At 59.9% G+C, this 16,692-nt stretch carries 20 protein-coding genes; 7 read left to right on the forward strand and 13 right to left on the reverse strand.

The features are described 5' to 3' along the window. Positions 1 to 15 precede the first annotated feature (15 nt). Positions 16 to 639, forward strand: a complete 624-nt coding sequence (locus L598_RS01150) for a uracil-DNA glycosylase family protein (protein WP_144859209.1) — start codon at positions 16 to 18, stop codon at positions 637 to 639. Positions 640 to 740: 101 nt separating this feature from the next. Then, positions 741 to 1,229 (forward strand): Lrp/AsnC family transcriptional regulator, encoded by a 489-nt coding sequence (locus L598_RS01155; protein WP_144859211.1) that lies wholly within the window; start codon positions 741 to 743, stop codon positions 1,227 to 1,229. Here L598_RS01155 and L598_RS01160 read toward each other — a convergent pair. The 10 genes from L598_RS01160 to moaA all read right to left on the reverse strand — a co-directional run bounded on the left by L598_RS01160 (position 1,226) and on the right by moaA (position 9,716). Then, complete coding sequence (locus L598_RS01160; protein WP_144859213.1) at positions 1,226 to 1,771, reverse strand: GNAT family N-acetyltransferase; 546 nt, start codon at positions 1,769 to 1,771, stop codon at positions 1,226 to 1,228. The two genes, L598_RS01155 and L598_RS01160, sit on opposite strands and share 4 nt — an antisense overlap. A 4-nt stretch (positions 1,772 to 1,775) precedes the next feature. Beyond that, positions 1,776 to 2,471 (reverse strand): DNA alkylation repair protein, encoded by a 696-nt coding sequence (locus L598_RS01165; RefSeq protein WP_144859368.1) that lies wholly within the window; start codon positions 2,469 to 2,471, stop codon positions 1,776 to 1,778. A 13-nt stretch (positions 2,472 to 2,484) separates the two neighbouring features. Beyond that, positions 2,485 to 3,354, reverse strand: coding sequence for an NAD(P)-dependent oxidoreductase (locus tag L598_RS01170; RefSeq protein WP_144859215.1), 870 nt, complete (start codon positions 3,352 to 3,354; stop codon positions 2,485 to 2,487). Between the two features lie 34 nt (positions 3,355 to 3,388). Beyond that, entirely contained in the window at positions 3,389 to 4,222 is an 834-nt protein-coding gene (locus tag L598_RS01175; protein WP_144859217.1) for an ABC transporter permease, read from the reverse strand. After that, positions 4,219 to 4,932: an ABC transporter permease gene (locus L598_RS01180; RefSeq protein WP_144859219.1), complete on the reverse strand. Its 714-nt coding sequence runs from the start codon at positions 4,930 to 4,932 to the stop codon at positions 4,219 to 4,221. The genes L598_RS01175 and L598_RS01180 overlap by 4 nt, the downstream gene beginning before the upstream one ends. Before the next feature lie 130 nt (positions 4,933 to 5,062). Then, positions 5,063 to 5,827, reverse strand: a complete 765-nt coding sequence (locus L598_RS01185) for an ABC transporter substrate-binding protein (RefSeq protein ID WP_144859221.1) — start codon at positions 5,825 to 5,827, stop codon at positions 5,063 to 5,065. 101 nt (positions 5,828 to 5,928) lie between these two features. Next, a complete protein-coding gene (gene mobB, locus L598_RS01190; RefSeq protein ID WP_144859223.1) occupies positions 5,929 to 6,438 on the reverse strand; it encodes a molybdopterin-guanine dinucleotide biosynthesis protein B in 510 nt (169 codons plus the stop codon). A gap of 25 nt (positions 6,439 to 6,463) precedes the next feature. Then, positions 6,464 to 7,669, reverse strand: coding sequence for a multidrug effflux MFS transporter (locus L598_RS01195; RefSeq protein WP_144859225.1), 1,206 nt, complete (start codon positions 7,667 to 7,669; stop codon positions 6,464 to 6,466). A gap of 25 nt (positions 7,670 to 7,694) precedes the next feature. Further along, a complete protein-coding gene (locus L598_RS01200; RefSeq protein WP_144859227.1) occupies positions 7,695 to 8,615 on the reverse strand; it encodes a DMT family transporter in 921 nt (306 codons plus the stop codon). Positions 8,616 to 8,702: 87 nt separating this feature from the next. Continuing rightward, a complete protein-coding gene (moaA, locus tag L598_RS01205) occupies positions 8,703 to 9,716 on the reverse strand; it encodes a GTP 3',8-cyclase MoaA (RefSeq protein ID WP_144859229.1) in 1,014 nt (337 codons plus the stop codon). Between the two features lie 181 nt (positions 9,717 to 9,897). Here moaA and L598_RS01210 point away from each other — a divergent pair, with 181 nt between their 5' ends. Further along, positions 9,898 to 10,248 carry a DUF971 domain-containing protein gene (locus L598_RS01210; protein WP_144859231.1) on the forward strand — a complete coding sequence of 117 codons (351 nt, stop codon included), beginning with the start codon at positions 9,898 to 9,900 and terminating at the stop codon, positions 10,246 to 10,248. 59 nt (positions 10,249 to 10,307) lie between these two features. Continuing rightward, on the forward strand, positions 10,308 to 10,919 hold the full coding sequence (locus L598_RS01215; RefSeq protein WP_144859233.1) for a pyridoxamine 5'-phosphate oxidase family protein: 612 nt from the start codon (positions 10,308 to 10,310) through the stop codon (positions 10,917 to 10,919). On the opposite strand, the gene L598_RS01220 is transcribed toward L598_RS01215, so the two are convergent. Further along, positions 10,920 to 11,243 (reverse strand): YnfA family protein, encoded by a 324-nt coding sequence (locus L598_RS01220; RefSeq protein ID WP_144859235.1) that lies wholly within the window; start codon positions 11,241 to 11,243, stop codon positions 10,920 to 10,922. Positions 11,244 to 11,273: 30 nt separating this feature from the next. Continuing rightward, positions 11,274 to 11,726, reverse strand: a complete 453-nt coding sequence (locus tag L598_RS01225) for a MarR family transcriptional regulator (protein ID WP_144859237.1) — start codon at positions 11,724 to 11,726, stop codon at positions 11,274 to 11,276. 347 nt (positions 11,727 to 12,073) lie between these two features. Between L598_RS01225 and L598_RS21690 the strand changes: the two genes are divergently transcribed. After that, entirely contained in the window at positions 12,074 to 12,259 is a 186-nt protein-coding gene (locus L598_RS21690; RefSeq protein ID WP_246658577.1) for a hypothetical protein, read from the forward strand. Next, positions 12,180 to 12,743: a lysophospholipase gene (locus L598_RS21695; RefSeq protein WP_246658566.1), complete on the forward strand. Its 564-nt coding sequence runs from the start codon at positions 12,180 to 12,182 to the stop codon at positions 12,741 to 12,743. The genes L598_RS21690 and L598_RS21695 overlap by 80 nt, the downstream gene beginning before the upstream one ends. 33 nt (positions 12,744 to 12,776) lie before the next feature. Here the strand turns inward: L598_RS21695 and L598_RS01235 are convergent, their stop codons facing one another. Then, a complete protein-coding gene (locus L598_RS01235) occupies positions 12,777 to 14,396 on the reverse strand; it encodes a fumarate hydratase (protein ID WP_144859239.1) in 1,620 nt (539 codons plus the stop codon). A gap of 397 nt (positions 14,397 to 14,793) precedes the next feature. On the opposite strand from L598_RS01235, the gene L598_RS01240 reads away from it, so the two are divergent. Beyond that, positions 14,794 to 16,683 carry a L,D-transpeptidase family protein gene (locus L598_RS01240; protein ID WP_246658567.1) on the forward strand — a complete coding sequence of 630 codons (1,890 nt, stop codon included), beginning with the start codon at positions 14,794 to 14,796 and terminating at the stop codon, positions 16,681 to 16,683. Positions 16,684 to 16,692 lie beyond the last annotated feature (9 nt).

Genomic DNA, 16,692 nt, shown 5'->3' on the forward strand with positions numbered 1-16,692 from the left:
CAACCATCTGGAGTCATGACCGAAACTCTTGAACGGCTGCTCGCCGACATCCGGGCTTGCCGGATTTGTGTCGAACGGCCGGACGGCCGGCCCTTGCCGCATGAACCAAGGCCGGTCGTGGTCGGCTCGCGCACGGCCAGGGTTCTCATTGCCGGTCAGGCTCCAGGCCTTCGTGTTCACGAATCCGGTCTTCCTTTCAACGACCGCTCGGGAGACCGCCTGCGCGACTGGATGGGTGTTACGCGCGAGGAATTCTACGATGCTTCGCGGTTTGCGATCGTCCCGATGGGGTTCTGTTTCCCGGGATACGATGACAAGGGCGGAGATATGCCGCCGCGCCGCGAATGTGCCGCTCGCTGGCACGGGAGGCTCATGGCGGCCATGCCGCAGATCGAACTGGTGCTCGCCATCGGCCAATATGCACATCGATGGCATCTCGGCGCTCGCAGGCGGAAATCGTTGACCGAGACGGTGATGGACTGGCGTGAGATATTCTTTTCTTCCTATAGGCCCAAAATCCTGCCTCTGCCGCATCCGTCGTGGCGCAATACCGGCTGGCTGAAGCGGAATGCGTGGTTTGAAACAGATTTGCTCCCTTTGCTGAAAGGGGAAATCCGTAGTCGCCTCCAACCAAAATGAGGCACGTGCTGCCTTCACTTTCGCAGGCCATGAGAAAAATTTTCTTGTAGATCTGCCTATCAAAGGCGAAAATAGGGAAAAATTCTACTGGAGCTTCCCATATGGATCGCCTCGACCGTAAGATTCTGCGTCTGCTGCAAGAAGATTCCACCCTTGCCGTGGCCGATATAGCAAAGAAGGTTGGCCTTTCGACCACGCCATGCTGGCGGCGCATCCAGAAGCTCGAGGAGGAGGGCGTCATCAAGCGCCGCGTGGCGATCCTCGATCCTGCGAAGATCAATGCGCGGGTTACGGTCTTCGTCGCCATTCGCACCAATTCGCATAGCCATGAGTGGCTGCGTCGCTTTTCCGAGGTGATTCAGGAATTCCCGGAGGTGATCGAGTTCTATCGCATGAGCGGCGATGTCGACTATCTGCTGCGCGTGGTGGTGCCTGACATCGCGGCCTATGACGTCTTCTACAAGAAGCTGATCAGCAAGATCGAGATCCGCGACGTGTCGTCGTCCTTCGCCATGGAGCAGATCAAATACACGACCGAATTGCCGCTGGACTATCTGGTGCTCGACAAAGAGGCAAGCAACGCAGCTTAGAGCTCCTCGAGGAGCATTACATAGCGCCGTGAACCGGCTTTTCCTGTCTGGCGGAAGCCGTGGGCGGCGAACATCGCCTTGAATCCCATGAATCGGTAGCTTGGTGACTCCGGATCCACCGGATAGGCTTCCACCGCCTTGGCACCTTGCCCCAATGCATGGTTCACGGCCGCATCGAGCAGGGCGGAGCTGAGCCCTGTCCCCCGATGCTCTCGCCGAACGAAGAAGCAGGTGATCGACCAGATGCCTTCCTGTTCGTCGTTCTGTTGGGGGGAGAGCTTACGGAACGTTTCTCGCGGCGCGACGGAACACCAGCCCACAGCCTTTCCTGCGCCATCATAGGCAAGGATGCCGATCGGCTTCCCTGTTTCGACCAGCGCCGAAATGGCCGCTTTTCTGTCGGCATTGGAAGCCGTCTGACGATCCGACATGGGGCGCCATGCCATGCACCAGCAATAGCTTGGTCCCCCTTTGGCTTCGAACAGGGAGTTGAAATCATTCCAGTTTGCCGAAGTGACCGGTGCGAACCGCCAGTTTGACATGGCTTCATTTGCTTTTGGCTGCGAGCCGACGCTGCGTTGCTGCGGAGTTGAGGTCGCGGATTGCGTCCTTGCCGATCCAGCGCGCCGTCTTGTGGTCCGAGGCGGCCAGCCGCTCGGCAATCCTCAAGGCCGCTGCGCGAAGAGATGATGAGCGCTTGCCGATGGAGCGCAAGGCCCAGCTCACCGCCTTCCTGACGAAATTCCGTCGGTCGGTCGAGTGCCGCTCGATGATCGGCAGGAAGGTGAGAAAGGTCTCTTCCGGTTCCCGCTTTCGGTGTACGGACGACCAGGCCATCATCGCAAAGGCGGCTCTGCGGACGAATTCGCGCTCATCCTCGGCGAATTCCTCGATCAGCGAGCGCCAGTGATCCGTATCCACGAAGAGGTCGGATACGCCGTCAACAATGTCCCAGGAGTCGAACTCTGCCGCCCAACGTCTTGCATCTTCTACGGTAAATAGCTCCGGGTCGGCAGTGAGCGCGGCGATGAACTGCGCTTCGGTGATGCCGGTTTCCCAAAGTTCGAACGCGCGCTCGTGATTGTGCTTGATCTTCCTGGCGATGTCCCGTTGGACGCCACGCGGAACGCCGAGGGCACGGTCTATCCTGATGCCGTAGCGCAACATGCCCTGACGGTTATCCTGCGAGCCGAGAGTCCTGAGATGGGCGACGATCTCCTCGGCGGTGGATGCCGGCGTCAGCGCGGCCTTGGCCTCATTTTTCAAGCCGCGCCAGAAGCGATGAGGTGTCCCAGCGGTTGCCTCCCATCGCCTGGACTTCCTTGTAGAATTGATCCACCAGGGCCGTGACGGGCAGTTTGGCGCCGTTGCGGTTTGCCTCCTCGAGGCAGATGCCCAGATCCTTGCGCATCCAGTCGACCGCAAAGCCGAAATCGTACTTGCCTTCGTTCATGGTCTTGTAGCGGTTCTCCATTTGCCAGGAGCCGGCGGCGCCCTTGGAGATGACTTCGACCACCTTCTCTATGTCGAGACCGGCTTTCTTGCCGAAATGGATGCCTTCGGCGAGACCTTGTACGAGGCCCGCGATGCAGATCTGGTTGATCATCTTGGTAAGCTGCCCTGCGCCGACAGGGCCCATCAGCCCAACCATGCGCGCATAGGCGTCGATGACAGGCTTGGCGCGATCGAAGACTTCCTGCTCGCCGCCGCACATGACGGTCAGAACGCCATTCTCGGCTCCGGCCTGACCACCCGATACGGGAGCGTCGAGAAAGGAAAAACCGCGCTTTTCCGCTTCGGCCGCCAGTTCGCGGGCCACTTCCGCCGAGGCGGTCGTATTGTCGATGAAGATCGCGCCCTTCTTCATCGCGGCGAAGGCGCCGTTTTCCCCCAGCGTGATGGAGCGCAGGTCGTCGTCATTGCCGACGCAGGCGAAGACGAAATCCTTGTCGCGGGCAGCTTCCGCCGGAGTAGGGGCATGGTCGCCGCCATATTCGGTTGCCCATTTCTCGGCCTTTGCGGTGGTGCGGTTATAGACGGTGACCTCGTGGCCGCCCTTGTTCTTCAGGTGGCCGGCCATCGGATAGCCCATAACGCCCATGCCGAGAAATGCTACTCTTGCCATTTTCTGCTCCCATGTCTGCTGATTGTGCCAGCGGCTATCGCTGCAGGTGACGCGTTATGCGCCGCTCGATCCAGTCAACGATATTACGCAATGCTTCGACAATGGCGAGATAGATGATCGCCGCCCAGATATAGGTCTGGAAATCGAAAGTACGCGAATAGGCGCGGCGTGTTTCGCCCATAAGGTCGTAGACGGTGATGATGGCGACGATGGCCGAGCCCTTGATCATCAATATGATCTCGTTGCCATAGGGCCGCAGAGCCACGATGAGGGCCTGCGGCAGGATGATCTTGCGGAGGGCCTGGATGCGCGAGAGGCCGAGCGCCTTTGCGGCCTCCCATTGCCCCTTGCCGACGCTCTCGATCGCGCCTCTAAGGATTTCAGCCTGATAGGCGGCTGTGTTGAGAGAAAAGGCGAAGAGCGCGCAATACCAAGCGTCGCGGAAGAAGGTCCAGAGGCCGATGGCATCGAGCTGATGCCGGAACGAGCCGAGGCCGTAATAGACAAGGAAGGTTTGCGCCAGTAGCGGCGTACCGCGAAAGAAATAGACATAGCCATAGGCGAGGCCGGACCAGATCCGGTTCTTCGACATGCGGCCACAGGCAATCGGAATCGACAGCAGCGCGCCGATGATGATCGAGATTACAACGAGCTGGATCGTGACCCACAATCCGGACAGGTAATTGGGCGCGTATCTGTGTAAGAGATCGGGGTTCCAGGAGCGAACGAGAAAATAGATTAATCCAAGGCCAGCTGCGGCCCACAGGCAAAGCAGCGTGGTTCCAAGAATGCGCGCCTGCGTCCAGCGGGCCGGCAGCGGCGGTGGACGATCGACATGGGGGACGGTGGTCAGGTTTTCGGCCGTCATCGCTGGACTCCACCCTTGCCGCTCCAGCGCTCGATCGCCCCGAAGGCGATGGAGGAAAGAATCGCCAGTGCCAGATAGATCAGGCAGGCCAGGCCGAAGAAGAGGAACGCCTCCCTGGTGACGCGCGCGGCGATGCCCGTCTGGCGCAGGATATCGGCAAGACCAATGACGGAGACCAGCGCGGTGTCCTTCAGGAGGATCAGCCACAGATTGCCGAGACCAGGCAGGGCGATGCGGATCAGTTGCGGCAGGATGACGAGCCGCATGGTCTGCAGTTTCGAAAGCCCGATGGCATAGCCGCCTTCATATTGCCCATTGGGAATGGCGCGGAAAGCGGATTGGAAGACCTCGCTGGCATAGGCGGAGAAGACCGCGCCAAGCGCCACCATGCCGGCTACGAAGGAATTGATTTCTACCGTCGCTTTCGCATCGAAGAGCCGCACGAACTGCTGGATTCCGATCTGCGCCCCGTAAAAGACCAGGAACAGCGTCAGGAGTTCGGGAAGGCCGCGAAAGACGGTGGTGTAGATATTTCCGGCAAGACGCAGCGTCTTTTCGCCCGATTGCTTGGCCAGCGCGACCAGGAAGCCGATAGCGAGGCCGAAGGGAAGCGTTGCGAGAGCCAGCGCCACCGTGACCAGAACGCCTGCCGCTATGTCGTCGCCCCAGCCTTCCGGCCCGAAACTCAGAAGTGTCCGGTAGTCGGTCATCAGGCCGTCCTGCGATCGATCGCGCCGGAGACGTCCAATTCAGTTCGGACCTTCAATGGCACGATAGAAGAGGGCGCCGGATCATATCCGAATATGCGGATACGTAGCTTCCGGCGTCCCCGTCAATCGATTATTCGCCGAAGATGTCGAAGGGGAAATATTTCTTGTTTATCTCGGCATATTTCCCGTTCTCACGAATGGCGGCTATGGCGGTGTTGAACTTCTCCGCCAGTTCGGTCTCTCCCTTGCGCACGGCAATGGCGATGCGGTCATTGCTGTCGACGGGATCTCCCTTGAATTCGCAGCATTGTCCGTCGTCGCTCTGGACCCACCCATATTGCACACCGAAGTCCGCGAGCACGGCGTCGACGCGGCCATTCGAAAGGTCGGCCCATGCTTCGAGCTGCGACGGATAGGCGTTCAGATCCGCATTCGGATAATTTTCCTCCACGAAGGCTGCTGCGATGGTTCCCTGCTGCACGCCGATCACCTTGCCGTCAGCGGCCGACGGATCGAAATCGGATTCCTTGGGCGCGATGAATGTGAGCGAATTGGTGTAGTAGGGATCCGTGAAATCCACTTGCTGCGCACGTTCCTCCGTTATCGACATCGAAGCGATAATCGCGTCGAACTTGCCCGCCTGCAACGCGGGGATGATGCCGTCCCACTCCTGGGTCACAAACTCGCATTCGGCATTCATCTCCTCGCAAAGGGCCTTCGCGATGTCGATGTCGAAGCCTTCCAGCTCGCCGCTGGCATTCAGATTGTTGAAGGGAGGGTAGGCGCCTTCCGTGCCGATCTTGAGCTTCGTCGCGTCCTGAGCGCTCGCAGCCCCCATCGACATAGCCAGTGCTGTCGCCGACAATGCGAGAACGATCCGCCGTGAGATACCCATTTGTGTTCCTCTCTGTTCTTGTGTTGCCTGCCAATCACGCAGGGCAGCAGTAACGAATACTCCCACCCTTTGAAATGAAAAAGCAACCGGAAAAGCTTTTATCAACTACGTGGAGACAGCCCCGTCCGTCTTTGGATGAAATCGGCTATTGTAGGCACGTCGTCGAGCGCGAATACGGGCCGCGCTTCGTTCTTCAAGGGGTGATCCGAGGCAATGGCAACGATGGACGGTGCCGAAAGAGGCGAATGGTCCCGGGCATCTGCACGCCTGCATTCGATTTTCTCGTGACGGTCCTTCTTGAAGCCTTCCACGAGGACCAGGTCGCAAGGCGAAAGGCAGGCGAGGATTTCCTTCAGGGCGGGCTCCTTCTCACCTCTCATCTCATGCATGAGCGCCCAGCGATTTGACGAGACGATGGCCACTTCCGAAGCACCGGCAGTGCGATGACGGAAGGAATCGGTGCCTTCCTTGTCTATGTCGAAACTGTCATGGGCATGCTTGACGGTTGAAACCTTCAGGCCACGCCTGGAAAATTCCGCGACAAGCTTCTCGGTCAGGGTTGTCTTGCCTGAGTTCTTCCAGCCGGTGATGCCGAAAACGCGTTGGGTCATGCCGCTCTGCTTGCCATGGATGGTCCTAAAGATCGCCTGCTTCCCGCGCCACATGCATCACATAGAAGGTAGCGGCGACTGCCGCGAGTGAGGAGACCAACATCACCCAGAGCAGGGGGGAAGGGCCACTCTCCTGCGACAGGAGCGCGCCTGCGGCGACGGAAAGAGCTGCGCCGCCACCGATCTGCAGCGCGCCGCCGAGACCCGAGGCGGAACCTGCGAGATGCGGGCGCACGCTGACGATCCCGGCATTCGCATTGGGCATGGTCACTCCGTTGCCTACGCCGACGAAGAAGATCGGGCCGAAAAGAGCCAGAGCATGGAAATAGCCCGCAGCGAACAGCGACATGGATAGAAGCACGCCGACCGTCGAGATGACATTGCCCAACAGCATCATCCGGTTGATGCCGACAGTGCGGGAATGGCGAGCGGAAGCATAGTTGCCGAGCATATAGCCGACCGACAGAAGCACGAAATAGAGTCCATAGCCCGATGGCGAGAGATGCAGGATCTCTGTCGCCACATAGGGCCCGCCGCCAAGGAAGGCGAAAAAGCTTCCCGAGGTGAATGCGGCGGTTGCCGTGTAACCCCAGAAACGGCGCGAGCCGAAAAGCTGCGGATAGTTCCCCATCTGCTCGGCAATGCTGGATGAGGCTGCCATGTTGGTTTCACCGAGATCGAAGAAGACTACGGCAAAGGCAATCAGCCCGAAGGCCAGCATGAGCATGAAGGTCGCCTGCCAGCCGTACAGTTCATCGAGAACACCGCCGATCACCGGCCCGATCATGGGCGCCAGCGCCATGCCCATGGTGATATAGCCAATGCGGCTGGCTGCCTCGTCCGGTCCCACCGTATCGCGGACGATCGCACGGGAGAGCACCATGCCCGAGGCCGCGAAAGCCTGCAGGATACGGCAACCGAGAAGGAATTCGATCGTTGGCGCGGCTACGGCTGCCGCCGTGCTCAGGATGAAGATCGCAAAACTCACAAGCATGACAGGCCGGCGGCCAAAGCGGTCGGAGGCCGGGCCGATACCCAGTTGCAGGACAGCCATGGCGGCCAGATAGAGTGAGACGGCGAGTTGAACGACGCCGTAGTCGGCCTCGAAATGGCGCGCCATGCCGGGCAGCGAAGGGAGGAAGACATTCATGGCGACCGCACCCGTCGCCGTTGCCGTAACAAGCGTCAGGATATGCGGCGGTGTCGTGCGGTCTGGGCGGCGGACAGTCATTGTGCGGGAGCAGCTTTCGACTTCATCAGGTGCCGTCGGGGGCCATGGCTGGACTGGTGCTCTCGGCGATCGGCGTCTTCCGCCCAACGACCTGTTCGCGATACAGCGAATAGAGACCGGACAGCACGACCATTCCCGCCCCGATCATCATGGCGATATCGGGCATGTCTCCGAAAGCCAGGAAGCCAAGGAAGATCGACCATAACAGCGCGGTATAGCGGAAGGGGGCGATGAAGGATATCTCACCTTCTCGCAAGGACATGATGATGAACTGATAGCCGAACAGGAGGAGAACGGCGGCCGCGAAGAGCAGACTGGTTTCGGTCGGGCTCGGAGGAGACCAACCGCCGAGGGGAACTATGAGGATCGCTCCGCAAATCGTGACCGAAGCGGCTGTCACCGTGGACAGGAAAAGCGTTGGGATCTTCGCCGGCGCCTGTCTCGTCGCAAGATCGCGCACCGCGCAGAACATCACACAGATCAGCGCAAAGAGCGAATAGGTGTTGAAGCCCTCGAAGCCGGGACGAACGATCACCATGACGCCGAGGAACCCGACGCTAATGGCGCACCATCTGCGCCACCCGACCGGCTCGGCCAGAAACAGGGCAGCGCCCATCGTCACCGCCAGCGGCAGGGCCTGCAGAATGGCCGATGCATTGGCGAGAGGCATATGGGCAAGAGCGGTCAGAAAGGTGACCGTGCCGCCGACTTCGCCCAGGATGCGCAGGCCGACCATCGGATGAAGGATCACGCCAGGCGCCCGCAAGGCACCGAGTCGCCAGGCCAGCAGTCCGATAAGGCAAGTGGCGAAAAGGCCGCGAACCAGCATGACCTGGCCGGCATTCATTGATCCGATCACTGCTTTGGTGAGAGCATCGTTCATGGTGAATCCCGCCATCGAGATCGACATGAACAACGCCCCGCGAAGATTGGGGGAGAGGGGCACGACTGTCCTGCAGACTGCTATCGGAGAAGCAGAGCCTTACGGTGGTGCTGCGCGAAAGGCAATCGGGCCAGAAGACCGAACTTGTTGTCAGCCGCCGGTCACGCTCATGTGGCGTGAGACGGCGGGTCGCCTTGTCTGGCGGTCTATGACGAAATCGTGGCCCTTGGGTTTCCTGCCGATTGCTTCGTCAATCGCTTGCGAAAGCAGTTCGTTGCCCTCCGAGGCGCGCAGAGGCGCACGAAGGTCTGCGGCATCCTCCTGTCCAAGGCACATATAGAGCGTTCCGGTACAGGTGATTCGGACGCGGTTGCAGCCTTCGCAGAAATTGTGGGTGAGGGGTGTGATGAAACCGAGCCGGCCCCCTGTCTCCGAGATCTCCACATAGCGCGCCGGACCGCCGGTCTTGAAGGGGATGTCGGTCAGGGTGAACTGACGTTCCAGTTCGGCCCGCATATGCGATAGCGGGAGGTACTGGTCCGTCCGGTCGGCATCGATCTCGCCGAGCGGCATGGTTTCGATGAGCGTGAGGTCCATGCCGCGACCGTGCGCCCAGCGGATCATGTCGGGAATCTCGAACTCGTTGAAACCCTTAAGGGCGACGGCGTTAAGCTTGATCTTCAGCCCGGCACGCTCGGCTGCCTCTATGCCGCGCATCACCTTGTCGAGATCGCCCCAACGGGTGATCGAGCGGAATTTCTGCGAATCGAGCGTATCGAGCGAGATGTTGATGCGGCGCACGCCGCAATCGGCAAGCTCGTCGGCGAAGCGTGCAAGCTGCGATCCGTTGGTGGTGAGCGTCAGTTCCTCCAGCGCACCGGATTTCAAATGGCGCGAGAGCTCGCGCACCAGATGCATGATGTTTTTGCGCACCAGCGGCTCGCCGCCGGTCAGCCGCAGTTTCCTGACGCCCTTTTCGATGAAGAGGGTGCAGAGTCGATCCAGTTCCTCAAGACTCAACAGGTCCTTCTTGGGCAGGAAATGCATGTCCTCCGCCATGCAATAGACACAGCGGAAATCGCAGCGATCGGTGACGGAAACGCGCAGATAGGTGATGGCGCGTCCAAACGGATCGATCATGCTGCTACCGTTGAATTCCGTCATTTCCTTACCGTTCTCAGCCGAAAAGGCTGTTCTTGGTCAAAATCGTGTGCCCGGCGGCATCTTCAAGGCTGCGAGACCGGCGCACGCTATCATCGATGGCTCCGCATCTGCAACGATGCCTTGATACGGCTTCCCTGTTCAAGGAATCCGGCGTAGGGAAGCCTTGGAGGGATTTTGCTACATGAAGCCGCCGAAGGAATTACGCGTCTCGAAGGACCGCAAGCTTCTGACCGTCACATTTGATGGCGAGACCCCGATTGAACTGCCGGCAGAGATGCTGAGGGTGCTTTCGCCATCGGCGGAAGTGCAAGGACATTCGCCGGAGCAGCGGGTGACCGTTCCTGGCAAGAGGAATGTCATGATCGCCAATATCGAGCCGGTTGGAAATTATGCCGTACGGATCATATTCGATGACGGGCATGACACCGGCATCTTCACCTGGATCTATCTCCACAGGCTCGGTGAGGAAAAGGCCGAGCGCTGGCAGGCCTATCTCGACGAACTCTCCGAAAAAGGATTGTCGCGCGACTGAGTGCACTGTCATGCGACCTTTATCAAAGCCGTGCAAATGACCGCTGAAAGCGAGGCAGAATGAGCATCATCAAATCCGTCGAGGAACTGGAAGCCCTTTACGGGGAACCGGGAGAGGCATCGCTGGTCAAGGAAGTCGACCACATCATCCCGGAATATGCGGCTTTCATCGAGGCGTCACCCTTCGTTGCCCTTGCCACAGCCGGCCCGGAAGGGCTCGATTGCTCGCCGCGCGGCGATCTCGCCGGCTTTGTCCGCATCCATGACGAGCGCACCCTGATGATGCCGGACCGGCACGGCAACAATCGCGCGGATTCGCTGAAGAACATCATCCGCGACGGGCGCGTGGGCCTGCTTTTCCTTGTGCCCGGCTCCGGCACTACGTTGCGGGTGAATGGCAAGGCCAAGATCAGCATCGATCCCACCCTCTGCGAAAGCTTCACCATGGACAGGAAGGCGGCGCGATCGGTGATCATTGTCGAGGTCGAGCGGGTCTACTTCCAATGCGCTCGGGCTATCATCAGGTCGCAGTTATGGAATCCGGATCGCCACGTCGATCCCAAAAGCCTTCCGACGCCGGGGCAGATTCTCGAGCGGACGAGCGCCGCCCGCATCAACGCGAAAACCTATGACAAAGAGTGGCCCGAACGCGCCACCAAATCCATATGGTAACTATCGTGGACCTGCAATGATTACGGCGGCGCCGGCAAGGCAGATCATGGCTCCGGTGATGTCCCAGCGGTCGGGCCTGACGCCTTCCACAATCCACAGCCAAGCCAGCGATGCTGCGATATACACGCCGCCATAGGCCGCGAATGTGCGGCCGGCGGCACCGCTTTCTACAAGCGTCAGAAGATAGGCGAATACAATGAGCGAGGCGGTGCCTGGGAGTAGCCAGATGGCGGATTTGCCCAGCCTCAGCCAGGCCCAGAAGGCGAAGCAGCCCGCGATTTCCGCGAGCGCCGCGCCGATATAGGCCGCGAGACTCGCTGGCATCAGGCTTCCATCCCGAAAGATCGTCTTCGGCTAATCATCCTTCAACACCTCGACGATGCGGCGCATCTGCTCGCCCATGGCGTCGCATTGGGCGGGAGTCGATTGCGCCATCACCTTGTCGATCAGCCCCTGATAAATCTCCAGCGCCCGCATCAGGAGAGCTTCGCCCTTTTCGGTCAGGCGGAGCCGCATGATGCGCTTGTCCTTCGGATCGCTCTCGCGTTCCAGCAACCCCTGCGCTTCAAGCTGTGGCAGGAGCATGGTGATGTTGGAACGTCCCACGAGCAGCCGGCGGGCGAGATCGTGCTGCGACATGCCAGGATGGCGGTAGAGGTTCATCAGGACATCAAGCTGGCCGATCTTCAGGTCTAGCGGAGCCAGCGCGCGCGTCAGGGCGCGAACAACGGCCTTTTCGGCGCGAACGACGGCGATCCAGTTGCGAAAACGCGGATTGTCCCAAGGCAGATGTTGTCTTTTGTTCATGGTTGAACTAATATGTTCAGCATTGAACCAATTCTCGAGTCACCACTATGGCATCCTTCGGCTATCTGGTCATCCGTGGTCTATTTGGCATGGCGGAGCACCTCGCGCCAAGACTTGGTGGACGTGCCGCGTTCGAACTCTTTTGCCGCACTCCGAACCCGGTGCGCCTCTCTCCCAAGGAGAAGCGGATCGTACAATCGGCTCAATCCTTCATGATCGATGCGCGGCGGCATTGCCTGACGGCGAAATTCGGCAATGTGACGGTCCATGAATTCCGACAGGGAAGCGGCCGGCCGCGCCGGCCAACCGCTCTCGTGATCCATGGTTGGAAATCGCGCACGGAGCATATGCGCGGCGTGATAGAGACCTTGCGCGGGGAGGGGTTTCGCGTCCTCTCCATTGATCTGCCAGGGCACGGCCAGTCTCCGGGCCGGCGTCTCCATATGGCGGCCCATGAAACGGCGAAATGGTTCGGTCCCNCTGCCAGGGCACGGCCAGTCTCCGGGCCGGCGTCCCGTTGCGGCGGCCCATGAAACGGCGAAATGGTTCGGTCCCTTCGACGTCATTGTCGGCCATTCCTTCGGCGGCGCGGTGGCTGTCAATGCCGTTGCCGGTTCCGTGGACGGCATTCCGCCGATCGATGTCGGACGGCTGGTCCTGATCGCCGCGCCAAGCTCCATGCCGGCTATTTTCGAGGATTTCGGAAGATTCCTTGGTCTCGGACCAAAAACGCAGACCGCCGTCGCTGACCAGGTGCAACGCATAGCCGGACATCCCCTGGAGGACTATGTCGGCGCGGCCCAGCTTGCCGGCCTCGACGTGCCGGCGCTTGTCATCCATGCTCCGGACGACAAGGAGGTTCCGCCGCGCGATGCGGAAGCTTTCGCAGAAGCGGGGCCGCATGTCCGGCTTTTCTGGGCTCCGGGCAGGGGCCACAGGCGTATCATTGCCGATCCCGAAATACTGGCCCAGGTGAAGGCATTCGCGGCCGGCGATCTTGGGCGGGTTGTCGCGTGAGAATAGGCAGGCCGCCTGTTGCACGCCGCTGGTTCAGCCGAGGTTCAATTCCTTGAAGAAGTCGTTGCCCTTGTCATCGATGACGATGAAGGCCGGGAAGTCCTCCACCTCAATGCGCCAGATCGCTTCCATGCCGAGTTCGGGATATTCGACGACCTCGACCTTCTTGATGCAATCCTGTGCCAGACGCGCAGCCGGACCGCCGATCGAGCCGAGATAAAAGCCCCCATGACGGGCGCAGGCTTCACGCACCTGGCGCGAACGGTTGCCCTTGGCGAGCATCACCATGGAGCCGCCGAAGGACTGGAACTGGTCGACATAGGAATCCATACGGCCCGCCGTGGTCGGGCCGAAAGAGCCCGAAGCATAGCCCGCCGGCGTCTTGGCGGGCCCCGCATAATAGATCGGATGATTCTTGAAATAGTCCGGCATGGGCTCGCCCTTTTCCAGCCGCTCGCGGATCTTGGCATGCGCCAGATCGCGCGCCACGATGATCGGACCCGACAGAGAAAGCCGTGTTTTTACCGGATGTTGGGACAGCTCCTTGAGAATCTGCATCATAGGCTGGCTGAGATCGATGCGCACCACATGCGAAGTCAGCTTCTCTTCGTCGATGTCCGGCATAAAGCGCGCGGGGTTCGTTTCCAGCTCCTCGATATAGATGCCGTCCTTCGTGATCTTGCCCAGCGCCTGACGATCCGCAGAGCAGGAGACGCCAAGCCCGATGGGCAGTGACGCCCCGTGCCGCGGCAGGCGGATGACGCGTACGTCATGGCAGAAATATTTGCCGCCGAACTGCGCGCCGACGCCCATGGACTGGGTGAGCTTATGGATTTCTGCTTCCATCTCCAGATCGCGGAAGGCATGGCCAGCCTCGCTTCCCGATGTGGGCAGGCCGTCGAGATACCGGGTCGAGGCAAGCTTGACCGTTTTCAGATTCATCTCCGCCGAGGTCCCGCCGATCACGACGGCAAGGTGGTAAGGCGGGCAGGCGGCGGTGCCGAGCGTCAGGATCTTTTCCTTCAGAAAGTCGACCAGCCGGTCGTGAGTGAGCAGCGAAGGCGTACCCTGATAGAGGAAGGTCTTGTTGGCCGAGCCGCCGCCCTTGGCAATGAAGAGGAACTTGTAGGTGTCCTCGCCCTCCTCATAGATCTCGATCTGGGCGGGCAGGTTGTTCCTGGTGTTCTTCTCCTCGAACATGGCAAGCGGCGCGAGCTGCGAATAACGCAGGTTCTTGCGTTCATAGGCATCGAGTACGCCGCGGCCTAGCGCCTCGGCGTCGCCACCTTCGGTCCAGACGTGCCGCCCTTTCTTGCCCATGATGATGGCAGTGCCGGTGTCCTGGCACATGGGAAGCACGCCGCCCGCCGCAATATTGGCGTTCTTCAGCAGATCATAGGCGACGAAACGGTCGTTGTCGGTGGCCTCCGGATCTTCGAGAATGCTGGCGAGTTGCTTGAGGTGTCCAGGCCGCAGAAGGTGGTTGATGTCCGAGAAGGCGGCTTCCGAGAGGAGCCGCAGGCCTTCCGCCTCGACCGTCAGGATCTTCTGACCGCGAAAGGTATCCAGGCCGACATGATCGGAGGTGAGTTTCCGGTAGGGCGTGGTATCTGCGGACAGGGGAAAAAGATCGGCGAGAACGGTTTCGGCCATGCCGGACTCCTTGGCTGCAGGCTAGTGGAACGAGTTTGACATTTGTGTGCCGCCTCCGTCGCCCACTTGCTCGAATGCCAAAGCGGCAAATGTCGGAAACGCTGGCGGCGTTTTTACAGTGCGCCTCGGCAAAGTCCATCCGCCGACTGACACCGAAAGGCAACAGTCCTCGTCCGGATGGCTGCTTTTGCGATCAGAATAGGGTGATCGCGTCTGCTCGACGCTTAACGCGCGGCGCATGAATCATTATAGTGCTTTCGCATACGACTGCCATGAGTGGTTGCAACAACAATAAAGGGTAGGCGACGACGGATTAAGATGCCGAGCGGGCATCGGCTTTGGCTGCCGGAACATGGAAGCAGACGATATTTGCGGGTGCTCGATGAAAACTGGCAGGATGAACCGTCTCGCGATTTCGCTCATTGCGCTCACCGCCGCATTTGCTGGCACGGTGACGGATGCAAGCGCGCAGAATCTGCTCGAACGAATTTTCGGCGGCAATCGGGCCAACAGGCCCATGGTCGAGCACGGCGCGCCTTATCAACAGATGCGGCGGCAGCAACATCTTCCCCGGCAACACGAGCAGGCGCCGCAGCAGCCGGTCCGCCCAAAGGCAATGCCAACGGTCTCCGCGCCCTCCTATTATGACTACAAGCCCCAGGCGCTTGTTCGTGTCGATTTCGGCACATTGGCCCAAGGGGCGTCGGCCATTCCGCTGGAAGCCGCCGTGGCAGATCCCGTCTTCCGTGACGCGATCAGGGAAATCGGCGATTTCGACCTTTATGCCGAAAAAGAGATTGCCGAAGCCATCGCCCAGCACTACACGTCAAAGCCGGCCTTCATCTGGATATCCGGCTATCAGACGAATGAACGTGCCGAGCAGGCGCTGCGTGTCCTGGGGGATGCCGGCAGCTATGGTTTGTCCGAAGCGGACTATGCCGTCTCGATTGCGCCTGCGAATTTTTCCAACCAGCGGGCGCCGGCGCGGCTGAAGAATCTGGTCCGCCTGGAAATGACGCTTTCGGCCCGTGTATTGCGTTACGCGCGCGATGCCTATTCCGGTCGCGTCGATCCAAATAAATTGTCCGGCTATCACGATTTTCCGCCAAAACCGTTTGATTTGGCCAAAGCGCTCGACGCGATCTCCACGACCCGCGATCTGCGCGCCTATCTGGAATCGCGGCACCCACAGAATGACGAGTATCGCGCCCTGCGCGTCGAGCTAGAGGCGCTGCGCGCCAGTGCCGAAGATGAGATTGTCGTCGACCCCAAGATGTTCGTGCGGCCCGGCGGCATGAATATCGAATTGCCGAAAATCCTGCAGATCATCCAACGCGACGCCGATCCCGAATTCCTTGCCGAATACGGGATGGTGCTGACGAAATATGCCGAAAGCGACCGCTATGCGGATGAACTGGTGCCGGTCATCAAGGCTGTCCAGAAGGCGAAGGACCTCAATCCGGATGGCGTGATCGGTCCTCGCACGGTGCAGGAGCTCGTCGGCGACACAAAGACTGCAAAGATCGACAAGGTGCTTTTGGCGCTCGAAAGGCTTCGCTGGCATCCTTCGAACCTTGGTGACACACGGGTGTTTCTCAATACGGCGGCCTTTACCGCCAGCTTCATCGAAAACGGCAGGGAGAAGCTCTCGATGCGCACGGTGGTTGGCAAGGCCACCAACCAGACGAGCTTTTTCTATGACGAGATCGAATATGTGGAATTCAATCCCTATTGGGGGGTTCCGCGGTCGATCATAGTCAACGAGATGCTGCCGCGTCTTCTCAGGGACCCTGGCTATCTCGATCGGGCAGGCTACGAGGTCATGGATTCCAAAGGGCGGCGTATTTCGTCTGCTTCGATCAATTGGGCGCGCTACGGCGCAAATATTCCCTATAGCGTCCGGCAGGTGCCGAGTGAGGCAAACGCTCTTGGCGAACTGAAGATCATGTTTCCGAACAAGCATGCGATCTACATGCACGACACGCCTGCGAAGGATCTCTTTCAGCGGGACACGCGCGCTTTCAGCCATGGATGCGTCAGGCTGCAGGATCCCCGAGGCATGGCGTCCGCGGTGCTCGGCGTGGATCGAAAGCAGATTGAAGAACGTTTGAAACGCGGCCACAACCGGCAGAATGCGCCGAGGAAAATACCGGTCTATGTCGGTTATTTCACTGCCTGGCCGGGTGGGAACGGGGCGGTGTCATATGCCGGCGACATCTATGAGCGTGACGTGCGTCTGAAAGCCGCTCTCGAGAAGGTTGCCGACATCCGCGCCCCCAGCAGCTGACGGCCATCA

This window comes from Mesorhizobium sp. J18, assembly GCF_007829525.1.
In the GTDB taxonomy this organism is placed as follows: Bacteria; Pseudomonadota; Alphaproteobacteria; order Rhizobiales; family Rhizobiaceae; genus VLJP01.

Coding starts and splice junctions, on each gene's coding strand:
- L598_RS01150 (WP_144859209.1), top strand. CDS start 16: ATGACCGAAACTCTTGAACGGCTGCTCGCCGACATCCGGGCTTGCCGG.
- L598_RS01155 (WP_144859211.1), top strand. CDS start 741: ATGGATCGCCTCGACCGTAAGATTCTGCGTCTGCTGCAAGAAGATTCC.
- L598_RS01160 (WP_144859213.1), bottom strand. CDS start 1,771: ATGTCAAACTGGCGGTTCGCACCGGTCACTTCGGCAAACTGGAATGAT.
- L598_RS01170 (WP_144859215.1), bottom strand. CDS start 3,354: ATGGCAAGAGTAGCATTTCTCGGCATGGGCGTTATGGGCTATCCGATG.
- L598_RS01175 (WP_144859217.1), bottom strand. CDS start 4,222: ATGACGGCCGAAAACCTGACCACCGTCCCCCATGTCGATCGTCCACCG.
- L598_RS01180 (WP_144859219.1), bottom strand. CDS start 4,932: ATGACCGACTACCGGACACTTCTGAGTTTCGGGCCGGAAGGCTGGGGC.
- L598_RS01185 (WP_144859221.1), bottom strand. CDS start 5,827: ATGGGTATCTCACGGCGGATCGTTCTCGCATTGTCGGCGACAGCACTG.
- mobB (WP_144859223.1), bottom strand. CDS start 6,438: ATGACCCAACGCGTTTTCGGCATCACCGGCTGGAAGAACTCAGGCAAG.
- L598_RS01195 (WP_144859225.1), bottom strand. CDS start 7,669: ATGACTGTCCGCCGCCCAGACCGCACGACACCGCCGCATATCCTGACG.
- moaA (WP_144859229.1), bottom strand. CDS start 9,716: ATGACGGAATTCAACGGTAGCAGCATGATCGATCCGTTTGGACGCGCC.
- L598_RS01210 (WP_144859231.1), top strand. CDS start 9,898: ATGAAGCCGCCGAAGGAATTACGCGTCTCGAAGGACCGCAAGCTTCTG.
- L598_RS01215 (WP_144859233.1), top strand. CDS start 10,308: ATGAGCATCATCAAATCCGTCGAGGAACTGGAAGCCCTTTACGGGGAA.
- L598_RS01220 (WP_144859235.1), bottom strand. CDS start 11,243: ATGCCAGCGAGTCTCGCGGCCTATATCGGCGCGGCGCTCGCGGAAATC.
- L598_RS01225 (WP_144859237.1), bottom strand. CDS start 11,726: ATGAACAAAAGACAACATCTGCCTTGGGACAATCCGCGTTTTCGCAAC.
- L598_RS01235 (WP_144859239.1), bottom strand. CDS start 14,396: ATGGCCGAAACCGTTCTCGCCGATCTTTTTCCCCTGTCCGCAGATACC.
- L598_RS01240 (WP_246658567.1), top strand. CDS start 14,794: ATGAACCGTCTCGCGATTTCGCTCATTGCGCTCACCGCCGCATTTGCT.